The following is a 21,696-nucleotide window of genomic DNA, read 5'->3' as shown; positions in this document are numbered from 1 at the left end:
ATCGCAACAGCGTTAGAACGTAGACTGAATTTTCAGGCCCGCTACCAGCGCGTTGTCGACTTTATCCACGCCGCCAGGCTGGACAACGTACTGCAGGTTCGGACGCACAGTCAGCCAGTTGGTGACGTGGAAACCGTAGTTGAGTTCGACGTTGTACTCAGTCTCACGAATCGGCGTGTACAGCGGATTGTCGTAGTCGCTCACGCCCCTGGCGTCGTTGAGCAGCTCCGAGTTTTTCTTCACATCATTGTTGACATGCAGGCGAGCGACGCCAATGCCGACGTCATCTTTTGGACGCGCGTCGAATGGGCCTTTGTACACGAGCATCAACGACTGGTAGTTGTCGACCAGGTTGGTTTCCTTGTCATGGAAGGTCGCGTTGGCGGCAATGTTCAAACCACGGGAAGCGTCGCCGTTATGGGTGGTGAGTTGCTGTTGCGCAACGAACCAGTAGCCTTTCTTGCTGCTGCGGGTACGGAAGTCGGCGCCGCTGAGGACCGCATCGTTACCGTTGACGTCTTCACGTACATCCGGAGCATCGGCCGCACTTTTATAGAAACCCACACGGTATTCGCCCGGCAGGTTATTAACCTTCGGCGACCAGACCAATTCCACCGGAATCACGGTGCCCTTGGTACCACTGCCGCTGAGTTTGAAGCCGTTGCCGTGCTCCAGCTGCGACGGGTTCTGGTTGTAGGCACCGATTTGCGCATACAGCTCAGGCGTGATGTTGTATTTCACGCGGATAGCGGCCTGGGCGACCGGCCAGTTGTACCAGGTATTGACGTAGTTACCGACCTGGGAGCCGCAGAACGACAGGTTCTGGAAGTCGCAAGGGAAGGTGTTGAAGTCTTCGCCTTCACCGAAGTAACCGAGCTTCACGTCCAGCTTGTTGTCGAACATCTGGTGCTGAATCCAGAACTGGGTCAAACGCACCATGTGGCCACGGCCATACACTTCTTGCGAGGAACTCAAGGTGCCGGCACGCGGGTCGCCAATGCGGTCATTGGAGATGTTCTGGCCATTACGGTTGGTCAACTGGATCTTGGCCTGGGTGTTATCCCAGCCCCACAGTTTTTGCAGGTCCAGTGCCACGCCCAGACCGAACTGGTCGGAGTAACGACCGGTCTTGTCGTCGTTGTAGCCGCCGTGGGCGTTGTAGCCCATCTCGCCCACGTAGTCGGCCTTGATGTCGATACCTTGCTCGATCAGCTTGGTACGCTCGCCGCCCCAATCGCCGGTCATCCACTTGGAATCAGCGCTGAATGCATCGGCCGCCATCGCATTGGCGGACAATACAAGGGCTGCTGCCGCTGACAGTTGGCAGATCAGCCGGGTGTTGTTGTGTTGCTTTTTCATCCCTACATCCTCGTCTTTATTGTTATTAAACTGTTTTTATCTAACGCGGGTTACATTTTTTAATTAAAACAATCACTTATCTTGCTTAACGGCCCTTGAACTGGGTCACATTGTCGGCATGCCCCTGTGCCGGCAATGAAGCCACTGCGCCCAACCGCTCACCGGTCTTGGCGTCAAACAGCAATACCTTGGCCGGGTCGAACTGCAAGGTCAGGGTCTCGCCCACTTGCGGTGCCACGTCCGGCGCCAAACGGCAGCAGACCTTGGTGTCGTTGAGCTGCACAAACACCAGGGTGTCCGGGCCGGTCGGCTCGGTGACCTGGACTTCGGCACGAATGCTCGACGAGCCATTACCCTCGCCCGCTGCCAGCACGATCTGCTCCGGGCGCAGGCCCAGGATCACATCGCGGTCTTCCAGCCCGGCGTCATTCATGCCCAACGCCAACTCGCAACGGGCCTGGCCGCTGTCGAGCACCGCCACCAGATCACCGTTCTGGCGTTTTAGGCGCATGGGAACGAAGTTCATCGGTGGTGAACCGATAAAGCTTGCCACAAACAGGTTGGCAGGGTCGTTGTAAATTTCTTTTGGCGTGCCGAATTGCTGGATGATCCCGTCCTTCATCACCGCCACTTTGTCGCCCAGGGTCATCGCTTCGATCTGGTCGTGGGTCACGTAGACGGTGGTGGTTTTCAGACGCTGGTGCATCAGCTTCATTTCGGTACGCATCTCGACGCGCAGCTTGGCGTCGAGGTTAGACAGCGGTTCGTCGAACAGGTAGATCTTCGGCCGGCGCGCCAGGGCACGGCCCATGGCCACGCGCTGTTGCTGGCCACCGGACAACTGGCCCGGCTTGCGGTTGAGCAGGTGTTCGATCTGCAGCAACTTGGCCACGCGCGCCACTTCGGCGTCGATGTCGGCTTGCGGCATCTTGCGGATCTTGAGGCCGAACTCGATGTTCTCGCGCACGCTCATGGTCGGGTACAGCGCGTAGGACTGGAACACCATGGCGATGTCACGGTCCTTGGGGCTCATGCCGCTCACGTCTTGATCACCGATCATGATCGCGCCGCCGGTGATGGTCTCAAGGCCAGCGATGCAGTTCATCAGCGTGGATTTACCACAGCCCGACGGGCCGACCAGGATGAGGAACTCGCCTTCCTTGATCGACAGTTCGATGTTCTTCAAGGTGTCGGGCAGGCCGGCGCCATAAGTCTTGTTTACATTGCGAAGTTCAAGCGTAGCCATGATTACCCCTTGACCGCGCCAGCCGTAAGGCCGCGCACGAAATACTTGCCTGCGATCACATAGACCAGCAGGGTCGGCAGCCCGGCGATCATCGCCGCCGCCATATCCACGTTATATTCCTTGGCCCCGGTACTGGTGTTGACCAGGTTGTTCAGCGCCACCGTGATGGGCTGGGAGTCGCCACTGGAGAACACCACGCCGAACAGGAAGTCGTTCCAGATCTGGGTGAACTGCCAGATCAGGCAGACCATGATGATCGGCGTCGACATCGGCAGGATGATCCGGCGGAAGATGGTGAAGAACCCCGCTCCGTCCAGGCGTGCTGCCTTGATCAGCGCATCCGGGATGCTCACGTAGTAGTTACGGAAGAACAGCGTGGTGAACGCCAGGCCGTAGACCACGTGGATAAACACCAGGCCGGTGGTGGTGCTGGCCAGGCCCATCTTGCCGAGGGTGAACGACGCGGGCAGCAACACGGTCTGGAACGGCAGGAAGCAGCCGAACAGCAACAGGCCAAAGAACAGCTGCGAACCGCGGAAGCGCCAGAACGACAGCACGTAGCCGTTCAAGGCGCCGATAGCGGTAGAGATCAGCACAGCAGGAACGGTGATCTTGATCGAGTTCCAGAAGTAGCCATCCACGGTGGCCCAGGCTTTCACCCAGCCGATGCCGCTGACCACGGTGGGCCAGCTCAGCAGGTTACCGGTGCTGATGTCTTCCGGGGTCTTGAAGCTGGTGAGCAGCATTACCACCAGCGGCACCAGGTACAGCAGCACCGCCAGGATCAGCACCGCGTAGATCGCGATGCGGCTCAGGCTGATGGCAGGTTTGGCGGCGAGACTAGTCATTACGCTTGGTCCTCAGCTCGGAATACAGGTACGGCACGATGATCGCGAGGATCGCACCGAGCATCAGGATTGCACTGGCCGAGCCCATGCCCATCTGGCCGCGACTGAAGGTGAACGAGTACATGAACATCGCCGGCAGGTCGGACGAATAGCCCGGGCCACCTGCGGTCATTGCCGCCACCAGGTCGAAGCTCTTGATCGCAATGTGCGCCAGGATCATCACCGCACTGAAGAACACCGGACGCAGGCTGGGCAGCACCACGCTCCAGTAGATACGCGGCAGGCTCGCGCCGTCGATCTGCGCAGCGCGGATGATCGACTGATCAACACCGCGCAGGCCAGCGAGGAACATCGCCATGATAAAGCCGGAGGCTTGCCACACAGCGGCAATCACCAGGCAGTAGACCACGCGGTCCGGGTCGATCAGCCAATCGAGACGGAAGCCTTCCCAGCCCCAGTCCCGCAGGAGTTTGTCCAGGCCCATGCCCGGGTTGAGCAACCATTTCCAGGCGGTACCGGTGACGATCATGGAGAGCGCCATCGGGTACAGGTAAATGGTGCGGATAAAGCCTTCGCGGCGGATTTTCTGGTCGAGGAAAATCGCCAGCAGCACGCCGATCACCAGGGTGATACCGATGAACATGCCACCGAACACGGCCAGGTTCTTGCTCGCCACCCACCAGCGGTCGTTGTCGAACAGCCGCTGATACTGCGCCAGGCCCGCCCATTTGTAGCTGGGCAGGAAGGTCGAGGTGGTGAACGACAGCACGAACGTCCACAGGATGTAGCCATAAAAGCCCACCAGCACGATGAACATGCTCGGCGCCAGCACCAGTTTAGGGAGCCAGCGCTGCAGCACATCGAATGGCGAGGCCTTGCTGAACACAGCAACAGAACTCATGGGAAAATCCAGTACAGGGAAAAAGGACTACAAGGTGAGTCTCTTGTCGAACGCGGTTTGTGTGGGAGCTGGCTTGTCGAATCGTCGCACCGCTGCGATGGCATCACCTCGGTGTAACCGGCACACCGAGTTGCCTGCATCGCGGGCAAGCCCGGCTCCCACAAAAATCCGCTACCACGTCTTACTTGGCTGACTTGATCGCAGCACCCAGCTTCTTGGCGGTATCGGCCGGGTCGGCTTTCGGGTCGTTGATGAAGTTGGTCACGACATCAAAGAACGCACCCTGTACCGCTAGGGTCGTGGCCATGTTGTGCGCCATGCTTGGCTGCAGGCCGCCAGTCTTTGCGTCGGCCAGGAAGTCTTTGGCGGCGGTCTGGGCGCAGGAATCAAAGCCGTAGGATTCCATCTTGGTCAGCATGTCGTTACGCACAGGGATCGAGCCCTTGTTGATGCTGAACACCTTCTGGAAATTTTCACCCAGCACGACTTTGGCGATGTCCTGCTGGCCCGCGGCAGTGCCTTTGTCTTTCTGCTTGAACACCGCCAGGGAGTCGATGTTGTAGGTGAAGGCTTTATCAGTGCCCGGGAACGCTACGCACTCATAATCCTTGCCGGCGACTTTCTTGGCCGCAGTCCATTCGGACTTGGCCCAGTCACCCATGATCTGCATGCCGGCCTTGCCGTTGATGACCTTGCCAGCCTCCAGGTTCCAGTCCTGGCCCTTGCCGTCGACGTCCATGTAGGTCGCGACTTTCTTCAGTTCAGTGAGGGCCTTGACCATTTCCGGGCCGGTCAATGCGCCGTTATCCAGGTCGACCAGGGCTTTCTTGTAGCCATCGGCGCCCATCACCGAGAGCACCACCGCTTCGAACACGGTGCTGTCCTGCCAAGGCTGGCCGCCGTGGGCGAGTGCAATGAAGCCTGCAGCCTTGAGCTTGTCGCCCGCTGCATAGAATTCTTCGAGGGTGGTTGGGTTCTTGGTGATGCCGGCTTTCTTGAAGACTTCCGGGTTGATCCACAGCCAGTTCACGCGGTGGATATTCACCGGCACTGCCACGTAGTCACCGTCGTATTTCACGGTGTCGGAGACTTTCTTGTCGAGCAGCGAATCCCATTTTTCTTCTTTGGCGACGTCTTTGAGCACGTCGGTGTCGAGCAGGCCAGTCGACGCCCATTCCTGGATGTCGGGGCCTTTGATCTGGGCAACGCCTGGCGGGTTACCAGCAACCGCGCGGCTTTTGAGCACGGTCATGGCAGTGGCGCCACCGCCGCCTGCTACAGCACCGTCTTTCCAGGTAAAGCCGTCTTTCTCAACTTGGGCCTTCAGGACATCCACAGCCGCTTTTTCACCGCCGGAGGTCCACCAATGCACCACTTCCACCGTACCTTTGGAGTCGGCGGCAAATGCACTGAGGGGGAACAACGAGGCAATGGAAATAGCGACGGCGAGGCGATTAATCGCGTTCATCTGAGTACCTTTTCTTGTTGTTATGCATGCAAGTCTAGAGCTTGCGCTGCACGGAGTTTAAACATGGATTTTCAGGGCGCAGGTAACAAAGGGACGCACAAATGTCACCACTTGGTGACATAGCATCCGCCGCCCAATGCACTGGCCAAGCTGGGTGCCAAGGGCAGTGCAGGCAGCACTACCGCTTGCCAGGCATGGTACAGGTCAGGTTTACCGCCCCAGATATTACTGCTGGGTTGGTTGTGCGGGCTGAGTTCGTGGTGCCAACTGCCCTGGAGCCGGTCGATGAAGTGGGTTTCGCAAAACTCCCAGAAACGTCGGTACCAGGTTTCGTAATGCAGCTCACCGGTACGTTTGAGCAGCGCCTGAGCAGCGGCGCTGGCTTCGGCATGGGTCCAGTGCAGGCGCTCGCGTACTACCGGGCGTTGGTTCCAATCCAAAGTGTAGACAAGGCCCGGCGCACCATCCACCGCCCAGGCGTACTCGCAGGCACTGGCGAACAGGCCTTTGGCGTCGCTCACCAGCCAGTCCGGCGTGGCCAGCTTGGCCTCAAGGCGCGCAGCTTCCAGGTGCAGCAGCAACCGCGCCCATTCAAAACCATGGCCTGGGGTGATGCCGTAAGGGCGAAAGCCATCGGAAGGGTTGTCTTGGTTGTAACCGAGCAACGGCTTCCAGTGCGTATCGAAATGTTCGATGACCATGAACTGGTTGCCAGCGGCATGAGTATGGATCACCCGTTCAACGATGCGCAGCGCACGGTCCAGCCAACGTGTATCACCACTGACATCGGCCAATGCCAGGAAAGCTTCGGTGGCGTGCATGTTGCTGTTGGCGCCACGGTAGGCTTCGACGCCGCTCCAGTCTCGGGCAAAGGATTCGAGCATGACGCCCTCCTCTTCGCTCCAGAAGAACTGGTCGATGATATGGACGGCGTCGTTCATTAATGTGCGCGCACCCGGCGCGCCGGCCACTACGGCAGAGCTGGCGGCAAGGGCCACGAAGGCGTGCAGGTAGGCGGCCTTGCCGGTGTTGCCATCAGCCGCCTGGGGCGCGGCGAACCAGCCACCGTGCTCACTGTCACGCAGCGGGCCGCTGAGCGCTGCCACACCGTGCGCCACCAGCTCGGCATAACCCGGCAACCCCATGGCATGGGCCATGGCAAAGCTGTGTGTCATGCGCGCGGTGTTCATGGTTTCGGCGCGGGCAGTGGCCGGCAACTGGCCTTTATCGTCGAGGTTGCCGAAACCGTCCGGCAGGCGCGATGCCTTGGCGAACGCCAACAGGCGCTGGCCTTCTGCGGCGAGCCAAGCGTGATGGGCAGGTGCATTCAGCCAACTGCTGACAGGCAGTGGATGGGTGGTCATGGGTGGCCCTTATTGTTTTTTTGGGATGACCGGAGTCTAAACAAGGGCGCGGGATGGGCAAGTAACGAAGGGGAGAAGAAATGTCACCGAGCGGTGACAATCCATGTAGGAGCGAGCTTGTTCACTCCTACAGAGGACGATTTCGCGTTCATTGACCCAGTGGTGTGGCCGCAGCAGGCGCATTGAGACGCTGATTCAAGTTCTGCACCTGGCTCTGCAAGGTGGTGATATTGCGCGTGGTCTGGATGCGGAACACGTCGAATTCCTTGTTGGTCGGCGCGTCGATATTGGCCGGCTGGTTTTCCTGAGCGCTCTTGAGCACCAGCAAGTCCTGCTCGAGACGGGCGATGGCCGCGCTAGGGTTGCCTTGTTTCTTCAAGGCCGCCACATCGGTGACCAGACCCTTGGTCTCGGCCTGTGCTGCCGTGAGGCTGGCGACAGCGTCAGTAAGGGCCTGCACCTGGCCTTGCAGCTTGGTATTGGCCGCTGTCAGTTCGGCGGTGCTGGCACTCATCTGGGCCAGGCGGCTGTCCAGTTCGGTGGCTTGACCCGCGACGCCCAACTGTTGCTTGCCCTGTTCCTGCAACTGGGCTTCGAGTTGCTTGATCTGCAGCTTCAACGCTTCGCTGCCGTTGTTCACATTGGCTTCGCTGGCCACGACCTTGCCGGAAATCGCCTGCAGGCGCCCCGCCGCTTCCTCGCTGATGCGGGCAAAGCTTTCCTGGGTGGCAACCAACTGCTGGCCCATCAGGGAGATCTGCTGGAAGCTCCACCAAGCCAGGCCTGCAAACGCAATCAACAGCGCGCCGACCAGTGCCCACAACGGGCCAGTGCTGGCGCTCTTGACCTTGACCACAGGCGTCGTTCGCGAACGCACCGACGTCGCAGGGGTCGGCACGAAATCATCGTCATCCCCAAGGTCGGCCCGCAGGCTGGGAACGTTGTCGAAGTCGTCTTTAGCATCGTTACGCATGAATCTGCCCTAAATCAATGAGATGGCTGGCTGCAAAGCCGAGCGGCAGGAGTATAAACCGCACTCCCGGCGCATGGATCGACTCGGAACCTGGAATTGGGTTCCCGAAGTGTTGCTGCTTATGAGCTTATTGGCGGCCCGGGTCCTGGGCTTTCCACCAGCTGCAGAACTCGTCGAGCGCGGCCCACAGGCTGATTTTGGGCTCGTAGTCGAGATAATGCCTGGCGCGGCTGATGTCGAGGGTGAAATCTTTGTTCATCACCTGCATGCCCAGGCGCGACAACGCCGGTTCCGGCCGCCCCGGCCACATCGCGCAGAAGGCTTCATTCAGGGCCGCCACGCTGTAGGCCACACCGTAGGAGCGGTAACGGGTCACCTGGGGCAGCTCCATTTGCCGCATCACGTAGTTCACCACATCCCAGATCGGCACCGGTGCGCCGTTGCTGATGTTGTAGGCTTTTCCCAGGGCCGAGCCAGTGGCGAGCAAACTGCTGAGCAGCGCCTCGTTAAGGTTATGCACGCTGGTGAAGTCGACTTTGTTCAAGCCGTCGCCGACGATCGCCAGGCGGTTCTTGCGCTGCATTTTCAGCAGGCGCGGGAAGATGCTCATATCGCCGGCCCCGGTAACAAATCGTGGGCGCAGGGCTATCACTTCCAGGCCGAACTCTTGGGCGCCAAAGACCTTCTGCTCAGCCAGGTATTTGGTGGCGGCATAGGGATGCTTGAAACGCTTGGGCACTTGTTCTTCGGTGAGCCCCAGATGGTCGCGACCGTCAAAGTAGATCGACGGCGACGACAGGTGCACCAGGCGCCCGACGCGCTGTTTCAGGCAGGCCTCGACGACGTTTTCGGTGACCAGCACATTGTTCTGGTGGAAGTCCTGATACTTGCCCCACAGCCCGACGGCGCCGGCGCAATGCACCACGGCTTCAACATCGCGGCACAGGTCGCGCACCAGGTCGGCATCATTCAAGTCACCCTGGATAAACTCGGCACCGCGCCGTACCAGGTGCTCCACACCCTCGGCGCGCCGCCCGTTGACCCGCACGTCCAGGCCTTGTTCAAGGGCGAAGCGCGCAAAGCGCCCGCCAATGAAGCCGCTTGCGCCGGTGACCAGAATTTTCATGTCGTACTCCGTGTTCTTTCGTTTTTCATCGCTCTTGCCTTGACGCGCGCCATCACTCCAACGGCACCAACCAATGACCACACACATCGGCCAGATGGTCGGTCAGCAAGCCCAACAGTTGCCCGCCACTGCGCCAATGATGCCAGTACAGCGGCACATCGATGGGCTTATCTGGCAATAACTCGACCAGCACGCCGGTTTCCAACTGGTCACGCACCTGTAATTCAGGCACCAAGCCCCAGCCCAGGCCGGCTTCTGTCAGGCGGATAAAGCCTTCGGATGACGGGCATAGATGGTGTTCGAAACCACCGTCCACTCCTAGGGACGCCAGGTAGCGGTGCTGCAGGAAATCATCCGGGCCGAACACCAGCGCAGGCGTGCGCGCCAATTGGTCAGCCCGCACGCCCCCAGGAAAATGCCGCGCCAGAAAGGCCGGGCTGGCCAGGGCCCGATAACGCATGGCGCCCAGCAACAGGCTGCGGGCACCGGCCACGGGACGCTCGCTGGCGCAAATGCAGGCCGCCACTTCACCGGCGCGCATGCGCTTGAGGCCCACGGTCTGGTCTTCGACCACCAGGTCCAGCAGCAAATGCTGTTCGGCGCAGAAGTCGCTGACCGCCTCGGCCCACCAAGTGGCGAGGCTGTCGGCATTCAGGGCAATGCGCAGACGCTCGGGCATGCCCTCCTCGTCCAGGGCCGGCACCTGGCTTTGCAGGTCACGCTCCAGCAAGCGCACCTGTTGCACATGGTTGAGCAAGCGCCGGCCGATATCGGTGGGCGTCGGCGGCGAGGCGCGTATCAACACCGGCTGGCCAATGCGCGCTTCCAATAGCTTGATGCGTTGAGAGATGGCTGACTGCGACAGCCCCAGCACCTGGGCACCGCGCTCAAAGCCGGCTTGTTCCACCACCGCCGCCAGGGCAGAAAGCAATTTATAGTCGAACATCAGTTTCTCTAATGAGCGATCAGCAATATTGGTTTTTCTTATACAGGCTCTCCCGTGAAAATGACCAGCATTGCTTCCCCACTTAAGGAAACCTCACATGGCTGGCGAAACCGCCCTGACCACTTTATTGCGCAGCATGAGCCCGCAGTTGAATGACGGCGACTATGTGTTCTGCACCCTTCCCGACAACCGTATCCCTGCGGGCTGCGAGGTCATCGGCAGTTTTCGTGAACAGGAAGGGCTGACGGTGATTGTCGAACGACAACAGGCCGAACAGGCTGGGTTGAGCTTCGACTATCTTGCCGCCTGGATCACCCTGAATGTGCATTCCGCCCTTGAAGCCGTGGGCCTGACCGCCGCCTTCGCCAGCGCGCTGGGCCAAGCCGGTATCAGTTGCAACGTGATTGCCGGCTACTACCACGACCACCTGTTCGTCGGCCGCGCCGATGCCCAGCGGGCCATGGACGTATTGCGGCAATTGGCAGCGAACGCGGAGTAAACCCTATGTGGCAAAGCTATGTGAACGGATTGCTGGTCGCTCTCGGCCTGATCATGGCGATCGGCACCCAAAATGCCTTTGTATTGGCACAAAGCCTGCGCCGCGAACATCATTTACCGGTGGCGGCGCTGTGCATCGTGTGCGATGCGATTTTAGTAGCCGCCGGGGTATTCGGGCTGGCCACCGTGCTGGCGCAAAGCCCGATACTGCTGGCGGTGGCACGCTGGGGCGGCGCAGCGTTCTTGCTCTGGTACGGCGCATGCGCGCTACGCAGGGCCTGCTCGAAACAGAGCCTGGACCAAAGCGACAGCCTCAAGACACGCTCAATGCGCGCCGTGCTGCTGAGCGCCTTGGCGGTCACCTTGCTCAACCCCCATGTCTACCTGGACACCGTCCTGCTGATCGGCTCCCTGGGCGCGCAACAAACCGAACCGGGTGCTTATGTAGCCGGAGCAGCCAGTGCCTCGTTCCTGTGGTTCTCCACCCTGGCGCTGGGCGCGGCATGGCTGGCACCCTGGTTGGCACGCCCGGCCACCTGGCGCCTGCTGGACCTGCTGGTCGCGGTAATGATGTTCTGGGTGGCCTATCAACTGATCAGCGCCTGAGCAATATTCCAAAACGCTCTGGAACCTCTATCCCACACAGTTGTTGCGTGGTTATGCCGCACCCCCGGTGCTATGATCGGACCCCTGCGCCGCAAAGAGTACAAACTCCCCGGCGCATGTTTGGCCGCCCGTGATCGGCCTTGCGCTCACCGCAACTGACCTGATTAGGAGAATCATCATGGCTTTCGAATTGCCGCCGCTGCCCTACGCACACGATGCCCTGCAGCCGCACATCTCCAAGGAAACCTTGGAGTACCACCACGACAAGCACCACAACACCTATGTCGTGAACCTGAACAACCTGGTGCCTGGCACCGAGTTCGAAGGCAAGACCCTGGAAGAGATCGTCAAGTCTTCCTCGGGCGGTATCTTCAACAACGCCGCTCAGGTCTGGAACCACACCTTCTACTGGAACTGCCTGGCGCCAAACGCCGGCGGTCAACCAACCGGCGCGCTGGCTGAAGCCATCAACGCTGCGTTCGGTTCGTTCGACAAGTTCAAAGAAGAGTTCACCAAGACTTCGGTTGGCACCTTCGGTTCCGGTTGGGGCTGGCTGGTGAAAAAGGCTGACGGTTCCCTGGCCCTGGCCAGCACCATCGGCGCCGGCAACCCGCTGACCAACGGCGACACCCCGCTGCTGACCTGCGACGTGTGGGAACACGCCTACTACATCGACTACCGCAACGTGCGTCCAAAGTATGTGGAAGCGTTCTGGAACCTGGTCAACTGGAAGTTCGTGGCTGAGCAGTTCGAAGGCAAGGCCTTCACTGCCTAAGCGATGCTTGCAGTAGGAAAAGCCCGGCGATTGCCGGGCTTTTTTTTGGGCGACGAGTGTGGATCGGCCGAAAAAATGGAACTCATTGAGACGAACCGGCCACGTAGTCGAAGAGAGGAATACACCTCTCGTCCAACGCAGGAGAGTCAACTATGGAACCAGTTTCGATGATGGCCGCCGCCGGCGCCGCCGCCTCGGTGGCACTGCCCATTGCAGGAAAAGCGGCCGAGATGGGAATGGATATACTCAAGGACATGATTGACAGTGTCACGAACGGAGCCCAAGGCGGCCAACTGGGCGCGGATCCACAGTCATCTGCCCCACCACAGATTAATTTTTAATCAAACAACCACTTGCCCCCGCAAGGCAACATTCACGGCGGATTCCATCCGCCGTTTTCCTGCCCACCGTCGCTGCAAAGCGCCACCCCCCTTCCCACAGTAATGTCCCTTTGACTGCCCTCCCCAGATTGCCAATACTCATGGCATATTGACGGCCACCCGCATGAGACAAGGAATGCCCCTTTGAAGCTGGAACTCAAGAACAGCTTGTCGGTGAAGTTGCTACGGGTTGTGCTGCTGTCGGCCTTGATCGTGGGTGTGGCGCTGAGCGTGGCGCAGATCGTTTTTGATGCCTACAAGACACGCCAGGCCGTGGCGGGCGATGCCCAGCGCATCCTCGACATGTTTCGCGACCCCTCGACCCAGGCCGTGTACAGCCTGGATCGCGAGATGGGCATGCAGGTGATCGAAGGTCTGTTCCAGGACGATGCTGTGCGCATGGCCTCTATCGGCCATCCCAACGAGACCATGTTGGCGGAAAAAAGCCGCCCTTTACAGCGGTCCCCCAGCCGCTGGCTGACCGACCTGATTCTTGGCCAGGAACGATCCTTTACTACCGCATTAGTCGGCAAGGGCCCCTACAGCGAATATTACGGCGACCTGAGCATCACCCTCGACACCGCCACCTATGGCCGAAGTTTCCTGGTCAGCTCGGTCATCATCTTTATCTCGGGCGTATTGCGCGCCCTGGTCATGGGGCTGGTGCTGTACCTGGTGTATCACTGGATGCTGACCAAACCGCTGTCGCGGATGCTCCAACACCTGACCTCGATCAACCCGGACCGCCCCAGCGAGCACAAGATCCCTCAGCTCAAGGGTCATGAACGCAACGAACTGGGGCAGTGGATAAACACCGCCAACCAATTGCTCGAATCCATTGAGCGCAATACCCACCTGCGGCACGAGGCCGAGTCCAGCCTGTTGCGCATGGCCCAGTACGACTTCCTGACCGGCCTGCCGAACCGCCAGAAGTTGCAGGCGCAACTGGACAAGATCCTAACGGACGCTGGCCGCCGGCAACGCCGTGTCGCGGTGTTATGCGTGGGGCTGGATGACTTCAAGAGCGTCAACGAGCAATTCACCTACCAGGCCGGCGACAAACTCTTGCTGGCCCTGGCCGACCGCCTGCGCGCCCATAGTGGCCGCCTGGGCACGCTCGCCCGCCTGGGCGGCGACCAGTTCGCCTTGGTGCAAGCCGATATCGACCAGCCCTACGAGGCCGCCGAACTGGCACAAAGCATCCTCGATGACCTGGAGGCTGAATTCGCCCTCGACCACGACCTGATCCGCCTGCGCGCCACCATCGGCATCACGCTGTTTCCGGAAGATGGCGACAGCACCGAGAAGTTGCTGCAAAAAGCCGAGCAGACCATGACCCTGGCCAAGAGCCGCTCGCGCAACCGCTATCAGTTTTATATCGCCAGCGTCGACAGCGAAATGCGCCGGCGCCGTGAACTGGAGAAAGACCTGCGCGATGCCCTGAGCCGCGAGCAGTTCCACCTGGTGTACCAACCGCAAATCAGCTATCGCGACCATCAGGTGGTCGGCGTGGAGGCCCTGCTGCGCTGGCAACACCCGGAACATGGGCTGGTACCGCCGGACTTGTTTATCCCGCTGGCGGAACAGAACGGCACCATCATTCCCATTGGCGAATGGGTGCTGGACCAAGCGTGCCGGCAATTGCGCGAATGGCATGACCAGGGTTTCACGGCGCTGCGCATGGCCGTCAACCTGTCCACGGTGCAACTGCACCACACCGAGTTGCCGAGGGTGGTCAACAACCTGATGCAGATCTATCGCCTACCGCCACGCAGCCTGGAGCTGGAAGTCACCGAGACCGGCCTGATGGAAGACATTAGCACCGCCGCTCAGCATCTGCTGAGCCTGCGTCGCTCCGGGGCGCTGATCGCCATTGATGACTTCGGCACCGGCTATTCCTCCCTGAGTTACCTCAAAAGCCTGCCACTGGACAAGATCAAGATCGACAAGAGCTTCGTCCAGGACCTGCAGGACGACGACGATGACGCAACCATCGTGCGCGCCATTATCCAATTGGGTAAAAGCCTGGGCATGCAGGTGATTGCCGAAGGGGTGGAGACCGCCGAACAGGAGGCCTACATCATCTCCGAGGGGTGCCATGAAGGGCAGGGTTATCACTACAGCAAACCGCTGCAGGCCCGGGAGTTGACGGCTTATCTGAAGCAGTCCGAACGTAATAACGCCGTGAGTCTTTGAATTTACACTTCGATACTCAATATTTCCCGCGTATAAGCCTTTACACAAAATGCAAATCTTTCGCATTATGTCGCAGCGTTTGCGCTCCCCGCGCGCCCTTTCAACAACCGAAGCAGGATGTTCGCCATGATTCGTATGCCCCTGGCCACCGCCAGTCTGCTGGCCATTGCCATTTCTCTCGCCGGTTGCGGCGAAGGTAAAGACAAGGCCGCCGCGCCCCAGGCACCCGCTGCCGCCAGCACTACCGCACCGGCGGCTGCCCCGGCAGGCCAGGTCGACGAAGCAGCCGCCAAGGCCGTGGTCGCGCACTACGCAGACATGGTGTTTGCGGTGTACAGCGATGCCGAATCCACCGCAAAAACCCTGCAGACCGCAATCGATACTTTCCTCGCCAACCCGAACGACGAAACCCTGAAAGCGGCCCGTACCGCCTGGATCGCCGCACGCGTACCCTACCTGCAGAGCGAAGTATTCCGCTTCGGCAACACCATCATCGACGACTGGGAAGGCCAAGTGAACGCCTGGCCCCTGGACGAAGGCCTGATCGACTACGTCGACAAGTCCTACGAGCACGCGCTGGGCAACCCAGGTGCCAACGCCAATATCATCGCCAACAACGAGATTCAGGTGGGCGAAGACAAGGTCGACGTCAAGGAGATCACCCCGGAAAAACTCGCCAGCCTCAATGAGCTGGGCGGTTCCGAAGCGAACGTCGCCACCGGCTACCACGCCATCGAATTCCTGCTGTGGGGCCAGGACCTCAACGGCACCGGCCCAGGCGCGGGCAACCGCCCGGCGTCGGACTACATGACCGGTGACGGTGCAACCGGCGGTCACAATGAGCGTCGCCGCACTTACCTGCGTGCTGTCACCCAACTGCTGGTCAGCGACCTGCAGGAAATGGTCGACAACTGGAAGCCCAACGTCGAAGACAACTACCGCGCCACCCTGGAGTCGGAACCGGGCACCGACGGCTTGCGTAAAATGCTGTTCGGCATGGGCAGCCTGTCCCTGGGCGAGCTCGCCGGGGAGCGCATGAAAGTGTCCCTGGAAGCCAACTCGCCGGAAGACGAGCAGGACTGCTTCAGCGACAACACCCATTACTCGCATTTCTACGACGCCAAGGGCATCCGTAACGTCTACCTGGGCGAATACACCCGTGTTGACGGCACCAAGCTGACCGGCGCCAGCCTGTCGTCTCTGGTGGCCAAGCTCGACCCGGCAGCCGACGCAGCCCTCAAGGCTGACCTGGCAGCCACCGAAGCGAAGATCCAGGTGATGGTTGACCACGCCAACAACGGCGAGCACTACGACCAGTTGATCGCCGCTGACAATGAAAAGGGCAACCAGATCGTGCGTGACTCGATTGCCGCCCTGGTCAAGCAGACCGGTTCGATCGAAGCCGCTGCTGGCAAGCTGGGTATCAGTGACCTGAACCCGGACAGCGCTGATCACGAGTTCTGATCAAGCGCAATTGAAGAGGCGACCTGCGGGTCGCCTTTTTCATGCGCGCAATAACTGCCGCGTCTATCCCTGTAGGCGCTGGCTTGCCTGCGATGGCGGTGGTTCAGTCGACTAATCTGTAACTGACACACCGCCATCGCAGGCAAGCCAGCTCCCACATTGGATTGCGAGGCGTCAGGTGAATATACGCCGGCTGGCAGGCCAGCTCCCACAGGGGTTCTCCATCAACCCGCGGCCCTCGGTTTACAAGACCTGCACCGCAGGTAGAATGGCGCCTCTGCCCAATCACCCGAGCGAACTTCATGGCGTTGCCGACCCTGCGCATCATCGGTTTCATCATCGGCATCTTCCTGATCACCCTTGCGGTCGCCATGGTAATCCCGATGGCGACCCTGGTGATCTTCGAACGCACCAGCGACCTGCCCTCGTTCCTGTGGGCCAGCCTGATCACCTTTATCGCCGGGTTGGCGTTGGTCATTCCTGGCCGCCCCGAGCACGTGCACCTGCGCCCCAGGGACATGTACCTGCTGACGGTCAGCAGTTGGGTGGTGGTGTGCATCTTCGCCGCCCTGCCCTTTTTGCTGACCCAGCACATCAGCTACACCGACTCGTTCTTTGAAAGCATGTCCGGCATCACCGCCACCGGCTCCACCGTGTTGAGCGGCCTGGACAGCATGTCGCCGGGCATTTTGATGTGGCGTTCGTTGCTGCACTGGCTTGGCGGTATCGGCTTTATCGGCATGGCGGTGGCGATCCTCCCGCTGCTGCGCATTGGTGGCATGCGCCTGTTCCAGACCGAATCCTCGGATCGCTCGGAAAAGGTCATGCCTCGTTCACACATGGTGGCGCGCCTGATCGTGGCGGCGTATGTGGGCATTACCATCTTCGGCAGCCTGGCCTTCTGGTGGGCCGGAATGGGCGTGTTCGATGCGATCAACCATGCGATGTCGGCGATTTCCACGGGTGGGTTTTCCACCTCGGACGAGTCCCTGGCCCATTGGAAACAACCGGCGGTGCACTGGGTCGCGGTGGTGGTAATGATCCTTGGCAGCTTGCCGTTCGCCCTGTACGTGGCCACTTTGCGCGGTAACCGTCGAGCGCTGATCAAGGACCAGCAGGTGCAAGGCTTGCTCGGCCTGTTGCTGGTGACCTGGCTGGTACTCGGCACCTGGTACTGGTGGACCACCAACCTGCATTGGCTCGATGCCTTGCGCCATGTGGCGCTGAACGTGACGTCTGTGGTGACCACCACCGGCTTTGCACTGGGGGACTACAGCCTGTGGGGCAACTTCTCACTGATGCTGTTTTTCTACCTGGGCTTTATCGGCGGCTGCTCGGGCTCCACCGCAGGCGGTATCAAGATCTTCCGTTTCCAGGTGGCCTACATCCTGCTCAAAGCCAACTTGAATCAGTTGATCCATCCCCGCGCGGTGATCAAGCAGAAGTACAACGGTCATCGCCTCGATGAGGAGATCGTGCGCTCGATTCTGACTTTCTCGTTTTTCTTCGCCATCACCATCTGCATGATCGCCCTGGCGCTGTCACTGCTGGGCGTGGACTGGATGACCGCATTGACCGGCGCCGCCAGTACCGTTTCCGGCGTGGGCCCCGGCCTGGGCGAAACCATCGGCCCGGCCGGCAACTTCGCCACCCTGCCGGATGCCGCCAAGTGGATCCTGTCCCTGGGCATGTTGCTGGGGCGCCTGGAGATCATCACCGTGTTTGTGTTGTGCATTCCGGCGTTCTGGCGTCACTGACCGACGACATTTGCTGCAAGCGCGCCCGGTATTCACCGGGCGTGGCATCGAACCAACGGCGAAACGCGCGGAAAAAGTTACTCGGGTCGGCAAACCCCAGCAGGTAGGCGATTTCCAGCAAGGTCATGTTGGGTTGCGCCAGGTACTGCTCGGCCAGTTCGCGCCGGGTGTCATCGAGCAAGGCCTGGAAGCTGGTGCCCTCCTCCTGCAAACGCCGCTGCAAGGTGCGTTGGGACAGGTGCAGCGTCTGGGCCACCGCTTCGCGCTTGGGCTCGCCCTGAGGCAACAGGCGGCACAGCACCTGACGCGCCTTATGGGTCACGCGGCTTTCGGAAAAACGCGCCAGGTATTCACCGGCAAAGCGATCGTGCAACAGCGCCATGGCTTCGTTGGCCGTGGGCAGCGGCGCCTCCATATCCGCCTGCTCGAAAATCAGCGCGTCATAGGGTGCATTGAATTGCAAAGGCGCATGGAAGGCGCGTTGGTAGGGCGCCAGGTCCGCTGGCTGTTCGCCCTGCAGCAGCACTTTGCGGGGCTGCAGGGTGCGCCCGGTGAGCCAGCCACACAGGGCCAGGGCGCTGGCCAGCGAGGCTTCGGCGCTTTGACGGGTGGGCGGCAGGTGATCGCCATGCACCGTCAGAATCAACGCATAGCCTTCGGGTAACAGTCGGAAACTCAAGTCAGCGCTTTCGGCGATGATGCGCTGGTAGCGCACCAATCGCATAAAACCTTCGGCCAGGGTGTTGCTGGACATCAACGCATAACCGGCAACGTGAAACGAGGCCGGGCGCACCACCTTGCCCATGTTCAGGCCAATCGCCGGGTTACCCGACACCTCTACCGCGCGTTGCCACAGGCGGGTCATGGCGTCTTGCGGGAAGCGCGCATCGGGATCACTGAGGGCCGCATAATCCAGGCCCAGTTGCTTGAACAAGGCACGGCAATCCAGGCCATCCATTTCCAGCGCCTTGACGATGCCCATCGCCCAGCTTGCAGAAGTTGTTCGTTCGCTCATGGCGTCTTCTTGTTGAAAGCAGGCTCAAACGGCAGCCAGGAAGCCAAGGATACTAAAGTGGCATCTATTGTCACTGGCTGTTACCACTGATCACTCTAGACTCAAATAAGCTCCCCGCCGCACACCCGTTGGCGGCACAACAACCAGAGGGCCGGTGACCGTGGAAAACATCAAGAAATACAACAGTTTTGCCGAGTTCTACCCGTACTACTTGGCCGAGCATGGCAACAGTACCTGCCGACGCCTGCACTTTATCGGCACCACCCTGGTGATCGGCATTCTTGCGTACGCCATCGGCAGAGGTTCATGGGTCCTGCTGCTGGCCTTGCCGCTCGCGGGCTACAGCTTTGCCTGGATTGGTCACTTCTTCTTCGAAAAGAACCGTCCCGCCACCTTTCAACACCCGTTCTACAGCTTGCTGGGAGATTTTGTGATGTACCGCGACATGATTCTGGGCAAGGTGCCGTTCTAGGGGTGTGACCTCATGTCACTTGCGTCTGAACCATTAAAAATTGTGCATACGTCGAGATAAAAGTCTTTTTGTCATTTACGGTGCTGTATCCTGCCAAGGCTTTTTGAGAGCGCGGAATCACCTGCGATTGAAAAAACAGACCTTGCGAGGAGCGACCACGATGCACGAGATACCTAATCTCCCCTTCCCAAGCCTGCACCCAACTGAGCAGCCAACACCGCAGCAGGCCAGCGACAAGCAGCCTGAGGCCAAAGAAGCAAAACCAGTCGAGCGCGAAAGCCGGGACTGACGCCGTACCAGACCGTGTGGAAAGCGCGCCTTTGAGCGCTTTCCACACTGCCTGAATCATCCGAGACCTTCACTATGACCACCTCCCCTTCCGACACGCCGGACGCCGCTGTACTCGACGCTGCCTTGCAGATGGTCGAAGTCTGGAACCGCCTCAGTGCCGACAAGCAAGCAGCACTGCTCAAGCGCTTTGGCACCCAGGAAAACGCTTTGGCTGCCCTGGTGACCACTCAATTGCTGGCCCCCACCCAAGCTTGATCGGCTTTAGAGCTGACGTTTTACATTTTTGCCGCCCTGCCCGGCCTGCGCGCCGGTATCATTAGCAGCCTATCTTTACCTGCTGCGACAGTGGATCTCTCCCATGCCAGATACCCAGCGCCCCATGGCGGTCACGCTGCAAGTTGTTTCCATCGTGCTGTTTACCTTCATCGGCTATTTGAATATCGGCATCCCCCTGGCCGTATTGCCGGGCTATGTCCATAGCCAGCTGGGCTATGGCGCCGTCATTGCCGGGCTGGTGATCAGCGTGCAATACCTGGCAACCCTGCTGAGCCGCCCCTATGCCGGCAAGATCATCGACAATCTGGGCAGCAAGCGCGCCGTGGTGATCGGCCTGGTGGGCTGCGGCTTGAGTGGCGTGTTCATGTTGTTTGCGGCGTGGTTTTCCAGCCTGCCGGCTCTGAGCCTCGGCTGCCTGCTGGTCGGTCGGCTGGTGCTGGGCAGCGCTGAAAGCCTGGTGGGTTCGGGGGCGATTGGCTGGGGCATAGGCCGTGTCGGCGCCGCGAACACGGCCAAGGTTATTTCCTGGAACGGCATCGCCAGCTACGGCGCGCTGGCGGTCGGCGCGCCGTTGGGGGTGCTGCTGGTCAGCCAGTTGGGGCTGTGGAGCATGGGCGTCAGCATCATTCTGTTGGCCGTACTGGGTGTGGTGTTGGCCTGGAAAAAACAAGCCGCGCCGATTGTGCCCGGCATCCGTTTGCCGTTCATGAATGTACTGGGCCGCGTGCTCCCCCATGGTTGCGCGCTGGCCTTGGGCTCTATCGGCTTTGGCACCATCGCCACCTTTATCACGTTGTATTACAGCACCCAGCACTGGGATAACGCGGTGTGGGCCTTGAGCCTGTTCGGTGCCAGTTTTATCGGCGCGCGCTTGCTGTTTGGCAATTTGATCAACCGCATTGGTGGTTTTCGCGTCGCAATCGCCTGCCTGTCGGTGGAAGTACTGGGCCTGCTGTTGCTGTGGCTGGCGCCGGATGCCCAACTGGCGTTGGCGGGTGCGGCGTTGAGCGGTTTCGGTTTTTCCCTGGTGTTCCCGGCGTTGGGAGTGGAGGCCGTCAACCTGGTGCCGGCCTCCAGCCGTGGCTCGGCGGTGGGCGCCTATTCGCTGTTTATCGACTTGTCCCTGGGCATCACCGGGCCGCTGGCGGGCGCCGTGGCGGCCGGGTTTGGCTTTGCCTCGATCTTCCTGTTCGCCGCCCTCGCCGCTTTCGCCGGTTTGCTGCTGAGCGTCTACCTGTACCGCCAGGCGCCCAAGGCCCGCGAAACACGCGACGCCTAGAAGTCGACCTTGCCGCGCCCGGCCTTGATGCTGCCGCGCTTGGTCTTGGACTCCAGGCGGCGTTTCTTCGAGCCCAGGGTAGGCTTGGTCGGACGGCGTTTTTTCTCGACCTTGGTGGCGCTCTGGATCAAGTCCACCAGGCGCTCCAGCGCATCGGCGCGGTTCTGCTCCTGGGTGCGATATTGCTGGGCCTTGAGCACCAGCACGCCTTCGCTGGTGATCCGGCTGTCACGCAGTGCCAGCAAGCGTTCCTTGTAGAACTCCGGCAACGAAGACGCCGGAATATCAAACCGCAGGTGCACCGCACTCGACACTTTATTGACGTTCTGCCCACCGGCACCCTGGGCGCGAATGGCGGTCAGCTCAATCTCGGCATCGGGCAGCTGTACGTTGTTGGAAATCACCAGCATGTAACACGGTCCTCCGGAAGAAGCCCTAGGATACGCGAATGCACCT

22 protein-coding genes are annotated in these 21,696 nt (G+C 60.2%); 10 read left to right on the top strand and 12 right to left on the bottom strand.

The window, feature by feature from the left end:
* Window positions 1-12 precede the first annotated feature (12 nt).
* The 9 genes from BOP96_RS10940 to BOP96_RS10900 all read right to left on the bottom strand — a co-directional run bounded on the left by BOP96_RS10940 (window position 13) and on the right by BOP96_RS10900 (window position 10,231).
* The gene (locus BOP96_RS10940; RefSeq protein WP_003193760.1) at window positions 13-1,359 is read right to left on the bottom strand and encodes a carbohydrate porin; all 1,347 of its coding nucleotides are present in this window, start codon (window positions 1,357-1,359) and stop codon (window positions 13-15) included.
* Between the two features lie 85 nt (window positions 1,360-1,444).
* Window positions 1,445-2,605: an ABC transporter ATP-binding protein gene (locus BOP96_RS10935; RefSeq protein WP_014719666.1), complete on the bottom strand. Its 1,161-nt coding sequence runs from the start codon at window positions 2,603-2,605 to the stop codon at window positions 1,445-1,447.
* Window positions 2,606-2,607: 2 nt separating this feature from the next.
* Window positions 2,608-3,453, bottom strand: a complete 846-nt coding sequence (locus BOP96_RS10930) for a carbohydrate ABC transporter permease (RefSeq protein ID WP_003193763.1) — start codon at window positions 3,451-3,453, stop codon at window positions 2,608-2,610.
* Window positions 3,446-4,354 (bottom strand): carbohydrate ABC transporter permease, encoded by a 909-nt coding sequence (locus tag BOP96_RS10925; RefSeq protein ID WP_003193765.1) that lies wholly within the window; start codon window positions 4,352-4,354, stop codon window positions 3,446-3,448. The genes BOP96_RS10930 and BOP96_RS10925 overlap by 8 nt, the downstream gene beginning before the upstream one ends.
* Before the next feature lie 181 nt (window positions 4,355-4,535).
* Window positions 4,536-5,822 (bottom strand): ABC transporter substrate-binding protein, encoded by a 1,287-nt coding sequence (locus BOP96_RS10920; protein WP_003193767.1) that lies wholly within the window; start codon window positions 5,820-5,822, stop codon window positions 4,536-4,538.
* Window positions 5,823-5,926: 104 nt separating this feature from the next.
* Window positions 5,927-7,186: a D-mannose isomerase gene (locus BOP96_RS10915; RefSeq protein WP_073452671.1), complete on the bottom strand. Its 1,260-nt coding sequence runs from the start codon at window positions 7,184-7,186 to the stop codon at window positions 5,927-5,929.
* Window positions 7,187-7,334: 148 nt separating this feature from the next.
* Window positions 7,335-8,159: a hypothetical protein gene (locus BOP96_RS10910; protein WP_020303134.1), complete on the bottom strand. Its 825-nt coding sequence runs from the start codon at window positions 8,157-8,159 to the stop codon at window positions 7,335-7,337.
* 127 nt (window positions 8,160-8,286) lie between these two features.
* Complete coding sequence (locus BOP96_RS10905; protein ID WP_014719669.1) at window positions 8,287-9,285, bottom strand: NAD-dependent epimerase/dehydratase family protein; 999 nt, start codon at window positions 9,283-9,285, stop codon at window positions 8,287-8,289.
* A gap of 52 nt (window positions 9,286-9,337) precedes the next feature.
* Complete coding sequence (locus tag BOP96_RS10900) at window positions 9,338-10,231, bottom strand: LysR family transcriptional regulator ArgP (protein ID WP_003193773.1); 894 nt, start codon at window positions 10,229-10,231, stop codon at window positions 9,338-9,340.
* A gap of 97 nt (window positions 10,232-10,328) precedes the next feature.
* Between BOP96_RS10900 and BOP96_RS10895 the strand changes: the two genes are divergently transcribed.
* The 7 genes from BOP96_RS10895 to BOP96_RS10865 all read left to right on the top strand — a co-directional run bounded on the left by BOP96_RS10895 (window position 10,329) and on the right by BOP96_RS10865 (window position 17,907).
* Window positions 10,329-10,730 carry an ACT domain-containing protein gene (locus BOP96_RS10895; protein WP_014719670.1) on the top strand — a complete coding sequence of 134 codons (402 nt, stop codon included), beginning with the start codon at window positions 10,329-10,331 and terminating at the stop codon, window positions 10,728-10,730.
* Between the two features lie 5 nt (window positions 10,731-10,735).
* Window positions 10,736-11,335 (top strand): LysE/ArgO family amino acid transporter, encoded by a 600-nt coding sequence (locus tag BOP96_RS10890; RefSeq protein ID WP_014719671.1) that lies wholly within the window; start codon window positions 10,736-10,738, stop codon window positions 11,333-11,335.
* Between the two features lie 178 nt (window positions 11,336-11,513).
* Window positions 11,514-12,110, top strand: coding sequence for a superoxide dismutase (locus tag BOP96_RS10885; protein WP_014719672.1), 597 nt, complete (start codon window positions 11,514-11,516; stop codon window positions 12,108-12,110).
* Window positions 12,111-12,262: 152 nt separating this feature from the next.
* Complete coding sequence (locus BOP96_RS10880; protein WP_073452669.1) at window positions 12,263-12,451, top strand: hypothetical protein; 189 nt, start codon at window positions 12,263-12,265, stop codon at window positions 12,449-12,451.
* Window positions 12,452-12,634: 183 nt separating this feature from the next.
* Window positions 12,635-14,686, top strand: coding sequence for a putative bifunctional diguanylate cyclase/phosphodiesterase (locus tag BOP96_RS10875; protein WP_014719673.1), 2,052 nt, complete (start codon window positions 12,635-12,637; stop codon window positions 14,684-14,686).
* A gap of 126 nt (window positions 14,687-14,812) precedes the next feature.
* The gene (locus BOP96_RS10870) at window positions 14,813-16,150 is read left to right on the top strand and encodes an imelysin family protein (RefSeq protein WP_073452667.1); all 1,338 of its coding nucleotides are present in this window, start codon (window positions 14,813-14,815) and stop codon (window positions 16,148-16,150) included.
* A gap of 302 nt (window positions 16,151-16,452) precedes the next feature.
* A complete protein-coding gene (locus BOP96_RS10865) occupies window positions 16,453-17,907 on the top strand; it encodes a TrkH family potassium uptake protein (protein ID WP_003193780.1) in 1,455 nt (484 codons plus the stop codon).
* On the opposite strand, the gene BOP96_RS10860 is transcribed toward BOP96_RS10865, so the two are convergent.
* On the bottom strand, window positions 17,864-18,922 hold the full coding sequence (locus tag BOP96_RS10860; protein ID WP_014719675.1) for an AraC family transcriptional regulator: 1,059 nt from the start codon (window positions 18,920-18,922) through the stop codon (window positions 17,864-17,866). The genes BOP96_RS10865 and BOP96_RS10860 overlap by 44 nt on opposite strands.
* Before the next feature lie 160 nt (window positions 18,923-19,082).
* Between BOP96_RS10860 and BOP96_RS10855 the strand changes: the two genes are divergently transcribed.
* The gene (locus BOP96_RS10855) at window positions 19,083-19,394 is read left to right on the top strand and encodes a DUF962 domain-containing protein (RefSeq protein WP_014719676.1); all 312 of its coding nucleotides are present in this window, start codon (window positions 19,083-19,085) and stop codon (window positions 19,392-19,394) included.
* 10 nt (window positions 19,395-19,404) lie between these two features.
* On the opposite strand, the gene BOP96_RS30060 is transcribed toward BOP96_RS10855, so the two are convergent.
* Window positions 19,405-19,743 carry a hypothetical protein gene (locus BOP96_RS30060; protein ID WP_019819373.1) on the bottom strand — a complete coding sequence of 113 codons (339 nt, stop codon included), beginning with the start codon at window positions 19,741-19,743 and terminating at the stop codon, window positions 19,405-19,407.
* 14 nt (window positions 19,744-19,757) lie between these two features.
* On the opposite strand from BOP96_RS30060, the gene BOP96_RS10850 reads away from it, so the two are divergent.
* Together BOP96_RS10850 and BOP96_RS10845 are read left to right on the top strand one after the other, a co-directional pair.
* Window positions 19,758-19,940 carry a hypothetical protein gene (locus BOP96_RS10850; protein ID WP_014719677.1) on the top strand — a complete coding sequence of 61 codons (183 nt, stop codon included), beginning with the start codon at window positions 19,758-19,760 and terminating at the stop codon, window positions 19,938-19,940.
* A gap of 103 nt (window positions 19,941-20,043) precedes the next feature.
* Window positions 20,044-21,240 carry an MFS transporter gene (locus tag BOP96_RS10845; RefSeq protein WP_014719678.1) on the top strand — a complete coding sequence of 399 codons (1,197 nt, stop codon included), beginning with the start codon at window positions 20,044-20,046 and terminating at the stop codon, window positions 21,238-21,240.
* Here the strand turns inward: BOP96_RS10845 and arfB are convergent.
* Entirely contained in the window at window positions 21,237-21,650 is a 414-nt protein-coding gene (gene arfB / locus BOP96_RS10840; RefSeq protein ID WP_073452664.1) for an alternative ribosome rescue aminoacyl-tRNA hydrolase ArfB, read from the bottom strand. The two genes, BOP96_RS10845 and arfB, sit on opposite strands and share 4 nt — an antisense overlap.
* Window positions 21,651-21,696: the final 46 nt, after the last annotated feature.

It is taken from the genome of Pseudomonas sp. FSL W5-0203 (assembly GCF_001896155.1).
Taxonomy (GTDB): domain Bacteria; phylum Pseudomonadota; class Gammaproteobacteria; order Pseudomonadales; family Pseudomonadaceae; genus Aquipseudomonas; species Aquipseudomonas paracarnis.
The sequence above is the reverse complement of the archived record's forward strand: the minus strand, read 5'-3'. Positions and strand labels throughout refer to the sequence as shown.